At 65.3% G+C, this 7,896-nt stretch carries 9 protein-coding genes; 7 read left to right on the forward strand and 2 right to left on the reverse strand.

What is annotated here, in order from left to right; all coding sequences use genetic code 11:
* Window positions 1-943 (forward strand): amidase family protein (locus tag VIR09_RS13330; protein ID WP_332013294.1); only part of this gene is annotated, 943 nt, incomplete at its 5' end.
* A gap of 79 nt (window positions 944-1,022) precedes the next feature.
* Here VIR09_RS13330 and VIR09_RS13335 read toward each other — a convergent pair.
* Complete coding sequence (locus tag VIR09_RS13335) at window positions 1,023-1,358, reverse strand: PsiF family protein (protein ID WP_332013295.1); 336 nt, start codon at window positions 1,356-1,358, stop codon at window positions 1,023-1,025.
* 365 nt (window positions 1,359-1,723) lie between these two features.
* On the opposite strand from VIR09_RS13335, the gene VIR09_RS13340 reads away from it, so the two are divergent.
* Both VIR09_RS13340 and VIR09_RS13345 read left to right on the forward strand, forming a co-directional pair.
* Window positions 1,724-2,062 carry an FxLYD domain-containing protein gene (locus tag VIR09_RS13340; RefSeq protein WP_332013301.1) on the forward strand — a complete coding sequence of 113 codons (339 nt, stop codon included), beginning with the start codon at window positions 1,724-1,726 and terminating at the stop codon, window positions 2,060-2,062.
* Between the two features lie 231 nt (window positions 2,063-2,293).
* A complete protein-coding gene (locus VIR09_RS13345) occupies window positions 2,294-2,944 on the forward strand; it encodes a carbonic anhydrase (protein ID WP_332013296.1) in 651 nt (216 codons plus the stop codon).
* Window positions 2,945-3,010: 66 nt separating this feature from the next.
* Here VIR09_RS13345 and VIR09_RS13350 read toward each other — a convergent pair whose 3' ends face one another.
* Window positions 3,011-3,688, reverse strand: coding sequence for a GntR family transcriptional regulator (locus VIR09_RS13350; protein ID WP_013391284.1), 678 nt, complete (start codon window positions 3,686-3,688; stop codon window positions 3,011-3,013).
* Window positions 3,689-3,893: 205 nt separating this feature from the next.
* On the opposite strand from VIR09_RS13350, the gene VIR09_RS13355 reads away from it, so the two are divergent.
* From VIR09_RS13355 to VIR09_RS13370, 4 genes are all read left to right on the forward strand, one after another.
* Window positions 3,894-4,688, forward strand: coding sequence for an SDR family NAD(P)-dependent oxidoreductase (locus tag VIR09_RS13355; RefSeq protein WP_332013297.1), 795 nt, complete (start codon window positions 3,894-3,896; stop codon window positions 4,686-4,688).
* 82 nt (window positions 4,689-4,770) lie between these two features.
* Window positions 4,771-5,985 carry an ABC transporter substrate-binding protein gene (locus tag VIR09_RS13360; RefSeq protein ID WP_332013298.1) on the forward strand — a complete coding sequence of 405 codons (1,215 nt, stop codon included), beginning with the start codon at window positions 4,771-4,773 and terminating at the stop codon, window positions 5,983-5,985.
* A gap of 68 nt (window positions 5,986-6,053) precedes the next feature.
* Window positions 6,054-6,956, forward strand: coding sequence for a branched-chain amino acid ABC transporter permease (locus tag VIR09_RS13365; RefSeq protein ID WP_332013299.1), 903 nt, complete (start codon window positions 6,054-6,056; stop codon window positions 6,954-6,956).
* Window positions 6,953-7,896: branched-chain amino acid ABC transporter permease (locus VIR09_RS13370; protein WP_332013300.1), on the forward strand; the 944-nt coding region annotated here is incomplete at its 3' end. The genes VIR09_RS13365 and VIR09_RS13370, both read left to right, overlap by 4 nt.

Raw genomic sequence — 7,896 nt, forward strand, 5'->3', positions numbered from 1 at the left:
GGGCGCGCGCCTGACGCCGGCCGCGCTGGGTACGGACACGGGCGCATCGGTACGCCTGCCCGCGGCAGTGAATGGCGCGGTCGGTTTCCGCCCGTCAGTGGGACGCTACGACGGCGCCGGCATCACGCCCATCTCGCATACCCGCGACACGCCCGGACCGATAGCCAACAGCATGGACGACATCGTGCTGCTGGATGCGGTGCTGTCCGGTGATCCGCAGCCGCTGTCCGCGCTGCCGCCTGCCGGGATGCGCCTGGGCCTCTGCGGCTATTTCTGGAAAGACCTGGATCCGCAGGTGCAGGCCGTGATGGATGCCGCGCTCGCCAAGCTGCGCGCGGCCGGCATGCAACTGGTGGAACTCGACATGCCGGGCCTGGAGGCCAGCAACGCCGCGGTAGGCATGCCGGTCTGCCTGTATGAACAGAAGGGAGACCTGACGGACTATCTCAGCCGCTATGGAACCGGCGTCACCTTCGAGCAGGTGGTGGCGCAGATATCCAGCCCGGACGTCAAAGGGATTTTCGACGGCCTGATCGTGCCGGGCGTGCTGCCCCTGCCCTCGGGCGAAGTGCTGCCGCTGCAACCCCTCTATGAACGCGCCATGGCGACGCATCGCGACGAACTCATCAACGTGTATCGCCGCGCCTTCCAGGACCATGCGCTGGACGGCCTGTTGTTTCCCACCGTGCCGATCCAGCCGATGGCCGCCACGCCGGACGCCAGCAGCTTCGAGAGCTTCGGCCGGCTGGCGCGCAACGTCGATCCGGGCAGCAACGCCGGCCTGCCCGGGTTGAGCGTGCCCGCGGGCTTGTCGGCGGACGGACTGCCGGTGGGATTGGAGGTTGACGGACTGCCGGGCCAGGACCGCAAGGTACTGGCGGTCGGGCTGGCGCTGGAGAGCGTGCTGGGTCGGCTGCAGGGGCCGGGACGCTCCGGCGGCTGATGGGCGCCTCATGCAAAAAAACGCCAGCCGGTTTCATGGGCTGGCGTTTTTTCTTGCGAGACGATGGGCTACGTTGGCACTAGCCTTTCAGGCAGGTGCTCATGAACGTCTTGCGCTTGTCGCCGGTCAGCTGTTGCGAGCTGGCCTTGGCGTTGCAGTCCTTCATCTTCTGCTGCTGCGGCGTGAGCTCCTTGGCAGGCGCGGCGGTTTCGCCCTTCAGGCAACTGCTCATGTAGGTCTTGCGTTCGTCGCCCTTCTTGCCTTCCGCGGACTTGTTGCAGTCGGCCATGCGCTGCTGCTGCGGCGTGGGCGTCTTGGCGGGAGCGGGGGCCGCGGGGGTCTGGGCAAACGCCGCGCCGGCGAAACAAGCGGTCAACAGAAAGGCCGAGGCCAATTGGCTGGTACGGGAAAGCATGGGTTCCTCCCTTGGCGCCCGCGCGCCTGGATTCAGTCGCAAAGGCGGGCCGCACGATCCGCCGGCCCAATCGCCGGCCCGGTCATGATCGAACAAACCCGAACCCTGCGCAAGAGTGCGGAAAGTCAAGAATCGCCAAGGCCTTACGCGGCCCTGAACCGGCGCACGGCGCCTCTCTTGCGCAGGACCGGCTCGCCGGCGAATTTGCGACCAATCCAAGCAACCTGTTACCCATTCATCCCTTTGTCCCGTTGTGTACAGGGCGGGAAAGGTGTGAGATAAGCATGCCCCCAAGTCCAGAGGCGGCGACGACCGCTCAGCGGATGAAAATAGTGCCCGGCACCGAGGCTGCACAGGAGACCATGATGAAACTTGCCCTTGCTTCGTTCGCGCTGCTGGCCGGCCTGTCTGGCGCCGCCGGCGCGCAGGGCATGGTCTATGGCGTCACGCTGGGCAACGTTCAGGCCGTGCGCGACGTCAACCAGAACATGTCGGCCATCACCGGCCTGCTGTCCAACCAATCCGCGCGGCACGTCAACAGCGCCATGCTGACCTTCGTGCTGTACGACGCGCAGGGCCGCGAGATCGGTCGAGTACGAGACGACGTCATCGGCCCGCTGGCGCCCGGCCAGATCAAGCAGATCCGGGCCGTCACGCCGCTGCAGTTCACCCGCGTCACCGCGCTGGGCGTCGACGCGCGCTAGGCTCCTCTTGCCGCCCTCCCAAGAAAGGCAGCCGCGCCGCGCGCGCTGCGAGCGCCTATTGCCCGGCGGCAAAAAACCCTGATTCCCGCAGGGTTTAGACAGCATGGCGCAAGGTCAAATATGGGAAAATTCCGTTTGTCGACTCAATAAAAGGGGCTTCCACACGAAGCCCCTTGTTGCGTGCGCCGACGCGCCAGCACGCCTGGCTCCAGCTACGAGGAAGAAAAGATCATGTTTCCAAAAAGACTCACCGAAGGCTATCAATCTTTCCTGGGGGGCCGTTTCCCTTCGGAAAGCAGCCGATATCAAAAGCTGGCCGAATCGGGACAAAACCCGGAAATCCTGATCATCGGGTGCTGCGACTCGCGCGTGTCGCCCGAAGTCATCTTCGACGCCGGCCCCGGCGAGATGTTCGTCGTGCGCAACGTCGCGAACCTGGTCCCGCCCTGTGACCCTGACTCGGAATCCTCGTACCACGGCACCAGCGCCGCGATCGAATTCGCGGTCAACGGCCTGAACGTCAAGCACATCGTCGTGCTGGGCCACGCCTCCTGCGGCGGCATCCGCTCCTTCTTCGACGATGCCAAGCCGCTGACCAAAGGCGATTTCATCGGCAAGTGGATGTCGCAGATCGAACCCGTGGCCCAGCGCCTGGGCCCCGGCACCGGCGACCGCCAGGCCAATCTGAAGCGCCTGGAACTGGCCACGGTCGAACACAGCCTGAACAATCTGATGACCTTCCCGTCCATCCGCCGCCGCGTGGAAAAGGGCGACCTGGAACTGCACGGCACCTACTTCGGCGTGGCCACGGGCCTGCTGTACCTGCGCGATCCCGCCACCGGCGAATTCAAGCCCTGCCTGGAAACGGGCGCGGCCGGCTAAGGCGCGGCCGGCTAAGGCGCGGCCGGCTGAGGTGCGGCCGGCTGAAGCGCGGCCCGCAGGCGTGCCTCACACCCGGTACGCCTGCGCCAGTCTTTCGTAGTTGTTCTTCAGGATGATGCCCGCGTAATACACGTGTTCACGCATCAGATCCTCGGCCCGCGCGCCGTCGCGGGCAATGATCGCATTGACGATGCGGTGATGGTCGTCATGTGATCGCAGAATGATCCCGTGGTCCTCCCACAGGATGATCCGGTCCGAGGCATAGGGAATGGCCTGCGCCTGCGTCGCGAAGCGCCGCACCCAGGGGTTGCCCGCCGCTTCCAGGATGCCGTTGTGCAAGGTGATGTTCACCTGCTGGTACGGCAGGTGGTCCTCGGCCAGCAAGACACCCTTGCCCAGGATCCGGTCTCCTTCGTCCAGGCAATTCTTCAGCACCGCCACGGCATCGTTCGATAGCCCGCGCAAGGCCGCCTGGCGACAGGCCAGCCCTTCCAGCGCCGCGCGCACCTCATAGGCCGCCACGATTTCGCCGATGTCATAGGCGCGCACCGTGTAGCCCCGCTTGGGCAGATGCTCCAGCAAACCCTCATTGCCCAGCGTCGCCAGCGCCGCGCGCACCGGCGTGCGCGACACCCCCAGTTTTTCCGCCAACGGGATTTCTTCCAGGCGGGCGCCGGGGCTGAACTTGCCGTGCAGCACCCAGTCCCGCAGCGTGTCGGTAACGTGTTGAGATAGCGTGTCCATAGCGTCATTGTATACATGAAGAATACATAAGCCACCAGGCGCAATTCCGAATTTTGGAATACCTCCATAAAACACGATATAAATCAAACATAACTCAGGGTAAGCCCCTATACCTGCGGACACTCCATGTATACATAATCGCAAAAAATTCAAACCAGCGGCCATGTCCCACCCCAGGCGGGACCGCACGCTACCAGGAGACAGCATGTCCAATGTATCCACGCCGGCCGGCACGGGTCCGGCTCCCCGTCTTGCGCTCGTCACGGGCGGTGGCGGCGGGATAGGCGCCCGCATCTGCCAGGAACTGGCCAGCGCCGGCTTGCGCGTCGTGGTCTCGGACGTGGACGCCGATCGTGCCCGCCGCGTTGCCGACGAATTGGGCGCGCCGCACGCCTCGCATGCCTTCGACGTCAGCGACGAACACTCGGTTGAGACCGCCTTCGAGCAGATCGAAGCGCAGCACGGCCCCATCGCCGTGCTCGTCAGCGCCGCCGGCCTGCTGCTGTTCCAGGAAAACGGCGAGCGCCCGCTCATCAAGGACACCACGCTGGACATCTGGGAACGCAGCTTCGCGGTCAATGCACGCGGCGTGTTCCTTTGCGGCCGCGCCTATCTGCGCCGGCGCGAGGCTGCGCCGTTGGCGCACGGCCGCATCGTCACGTTCACCTCGGTAGCGGCGCAGCTGGGCGGCTACCGCTCCAGCGCCTCGTATATTGCGGCCAAGTCCGCGGTGCTGGGCCTGACCAAGGCCATGGCGCGCGAATCCGCGCACCTGGGCGTCACGGTCAACGGCATCGCGCCGGGCCTCATCGACACCGACATGCTGCGCAGCACCGTCACCAGCAGCGGCGCGCTGGCCGCCGCGGCGCAGGCGATTCCGCTGGGCCGCATCGGCACCGTGGACGACGTGGCCGCCGCCGTGCGCTTCCTGGCATCCGAGGAAGCCGGCTACATCACCGGCAGCGTCATCGACGTCAACGGTGGCTACCGCATGCAGTAAGGCATTCCGGCGGCCAGGCCGGCAACGCAGCAAAGCGCCATCCACCAACAAAGGCGCGCACCAAAAGAAACGGGAGACAAAGATGAAGAAAAGCAGTCGCTACGCAGCCGCCGCCGCGCTATGCGCATGGGCGCTGAGTTCGGGCGCGCAAGCGCAGCAGGAGCCGGGCATCACCGACAAGACCATCAAGATCGGCCTGTTCGCGCCCTTGTCGGGCAGCGGCATGGCCTACGGCTTTGACGTGCTGAACGCCGCCAAGATGTGGTACGCCAAGGTCAACAAGGAAGGCGGCGTGCATGGCCGCCAGATCGAGCTGGTGATCGAGGACGACCGCTGCAATGCCAACGACCTGGTCGCCGCGGTGAAGAAGCTGAACGAGCAGGACAAGGTGTTCCTGCTGAACGGCGGTTCCTGCTCGGCCGCGGTGGTGGCCTCGCGCGAATACGTGGAACGCGAGAAGGTCCCGCTCGTCATGCTCAACGCCTCGGGCGACGGCGCACTGTATCCGCCATCCAAGTACATCTATGGCGCCTTTTCCATTTCCCAGCACGCCGTGGGCGGCTCGATGGTGCAGTTCGCCGCCGAACAGCTCAAGGCCAAGAAGATCGGCTACATCAACCATGACGACGCCTACGGCGGCTGGAACCTGGAGGCCGCGCAGGCCCAGGTCAAGCAGTTGGGCGAAGCGACGCTGCAAGTGCAGTCTGTGAATCCGAACATCACCGACGTGACCGCGCCCATGCTGAAGATCCGCGCGGCCAACGCCGACGTGCTGCTGCTGACCACGTATGCCCGCCCCGCCGCGCTCATCATCAAGAAGGCGCAGGAACTGGGCTGGAACAAGCCCATCGTGCTGGCGGTGAACGGCACCGCCGACCTGAAGCAGCTGGTCGAGAACGTGGGCAACAAGGACGCCTTCAAGAACGTCTACATCCAGGAAGTGCTGTCCGACGTGCCGGGCGGCGCCAAGCTGACCTGGGTGTACGACATGTACAAGCAGGCCTATCCCGACCTGGCCTCCAAGCCGGGCCATCCGCAGACCTACATGCCCTATGGCCTGCCCCCCGCCATGGCGGTGGTCAATGCGCTGAAGGCCGCCGGCCCCCAGCCCACCCGCGAGAAGGTCTTGCAGGCGCTGGAAACCATGAAGTTCGACTCGGGCGTCATGGCCGGTCCGATCGAGTTCGGCCCCAACGACCGCGCCGCGCAGGAGTCCGCGATCTACATCAAGTTCGACGGCACCAACATGTCGCTCGTGCCTGGCGCCTTCAAGAGCGTCTGGCAGTACCAGAAGTAAACCAGCGGCCCGCCATGGGCCAGGCCCGCGCGTTGGCGCAGCAGCGCGCGGGCTGCCGGAGAAACATCATGAGCTTTGCCGATATCTGGCTGTTCCTGCAGCAGGGGGTGCTGTCGGGACTGGTGACGGGCAGCGTGTACGCGCTGCTGGCGGTCGCCGTAGTGATTATTTTCAAGACCACCGACGTGCCCAATTTCGCCCAGGGCGAGATCTTCATGGTCGGCGGCTACATCGCCTTGTTCCTCACCCTGGTGATGGGCTGGCCTTACCTCGTCGTCATTCCCATCACGCTCGCCGCCGTGGCTCTCCTGTCGGGCCTGTTCCAGCGCGTCGTCATGGAACGCGTCATCGCCTCCAAGGGCGTGGGCGTGCAGATGGTGATCGCCACCCTGGGTCTGGCCTATGCGCTGAAAGGCCTGGTGCGGCAGACCGGCCTGGGCGACACGCCGCGCTCGCTGCCGCCGCTGGCCTCGACCGACGCCATCATCATCGGCGACGCGGTACTGACCCAGCTGGACCTGGTGATCTTCGCCGTCGCGGTGGCGGTGATGCTGCTGCTCTTCGGCATGTTCACCTACACCCGGGTCGGCAAGGCCATGCGCGCGGTGGGCATGAATCCCAAGGCTGCGAGGCTGGTCGGCGTGAATCTGACCCGCATCCGCATGCTGGTTTGGGCGCTGGCCGGGCTGATCTCCGCGGTCGCGGCGCTGCTCATCACGCCCAAGATCCTGATCACCCCCGACATCGGCCACATCGCCATTCTGGCTTACGCCGCGGCCATCGTGGGCGGCATCACCAGCCTGCCCGGCGCGGTGGTGGGCGGCTTCGTGATCGGCGTGGCGGAAAACCTGGTGGGGCTGTTCATTTCGACCAATGCCATCGTGGTCGCGCCTTTCGTGGCCATCATGGTGGTGCTGCTGCTGCGTCCGCAAGGGCTCCTGGGCGGCAAACTGCAGGTGAAGAAAGTATGAGCAAGAAAATCGACCATGCGCTGCTGGCGCTGATGGCCGTGGTGCTGGCGATCCTGCCTTTCGCGGCCAGCGGCTATGTCATCTATGTGGTGAACCTGCTGATGGTGTTCGTGGTGCTGGCGCTGGGCCTGCACCTGGTCATCGGCGAAACCGGGCAGTTCGCGCTGTCGCATGCCGCCTTCTATGGCGTGGGCATCTATACCGCCGGCCTCATCAACAACCTGTGGCATCCGCCCTTCTTCATTTCCATCGTCGCGGGCGGATTACTGGCCGCAGTGCTGGGCTATGTCATCGGCGCGCTGGCGCTGCGCATGCGCGACATCTATCTGGCGCTGTCCACGTTCGCTTTCGGCGAAGCAATGCAATGGGTGTTCCTGAACTGGCAATCGGTCACCAATGGCTCGAACGGATTCCGGATCTCTCCGGCCACGCTGTTCGGCTATGAACTGGTGTCGGACGCCCGGGCCTACCCCTTCGTGGTACTGATCGCCGCGTTGCTGCTCTGGGCCACCGTCGCCCTGTCCCGCTCGCAACTGGGCTCGGCCTTCCGCGCCGTGCGGGAAAGCGACGTAGCGGCGCAGGCCATGGGCGTGAACGTCAACGCCATCAAACGCACCGCCTTCACCCTGTCGGCCGCCTATGCCGGCATCGCGGGCGGCATGTACACCACCTTTGCCTCCTTCATCCACCCGGAAAGCCTGGGCTTCCAGACCACCATCCTGATCCTGACGATGGTGGTGGTCGGCGGCATCGGTTCGGTGCGCGGCGCCATCGCGGGCGCGCTGGGCTTCGGCCTGATCTCCGAGCTGCTGCGCCAGGCCTTGTCGTTCCAGGAAATCATCTACGGCGTCATATTGATGGGCTTCATGATGTTCGCGCCCAAGGGACTGTTCGCCGGCCGCGGCGCGCGCGGACGCGCTCCGGCGCCCGTCGCGCCGCT

This window comes from Achromobacter sp. (assembly GCF_036567245.1).
Classification (GTDB): Bacteria; Pseudomonadota; Gammaproteobacteria; order Burkholderiales; family Burkholderiaceae_B; genus Achromobacter.

What these genes read in the sequence shown, in the direction of transcription:
- VIR09_RS13335 (WP_332013295.1), bottom strand. Translation starts at nt 1,358, where the DNA reads ATGCTTTCCCGTACCAGCCAATTGGCCTCGGCCTTTCTGTTGACCGCT.
- VIR09_RS13340 (WP_332013301.1), top strand. Translation starts at nt 1,724, where the DNA reads ATGAAACTTGCCCTTGCTTCGTTCGCGCTGCTGGCCGGCCTGTCTGGC.
- VIR09_RS13345 (WP_332013296.1), top strand. Translation starts at nt 2,294, where the DNA reads ATGTTTCCAAAAAGACTCACCGAAGGCTATCAATCTTTCCTGGGGGGC.
- VIR09_RS13350 (WP_013391284.1), bottom strand. Translation starts at nt 3,688, where the DNA reads ATGGACACGCTATCTCAACACGTTACCGACACGCTGCGGGACTGGGTG.
- VIR09_RS13355 (WP_332013297.1), top strand. Translation starts at nt 3,894, where the DNA reads ATGTCCAATGTATCCACGCCGGCCGGCACGGGTCCGGCTCCCCGTCTT.
- VIR09_RS13360 (WP_332013298.1), top strand. Translation starts at nt 4,771, where the DNA reads ATGAAGAAAAGCAGTCGCTACGCAGCCGCCGCCGCGCTATGCGCATGG.
- VIR09_RS13365 (WP_332013299.1), top strand. Translation starts at nt 6,054, where the DNA reads ATGAGCTTTGCCGATATCTGGCTGTTCCTGCAGCAGGGGGTGCTGTCG.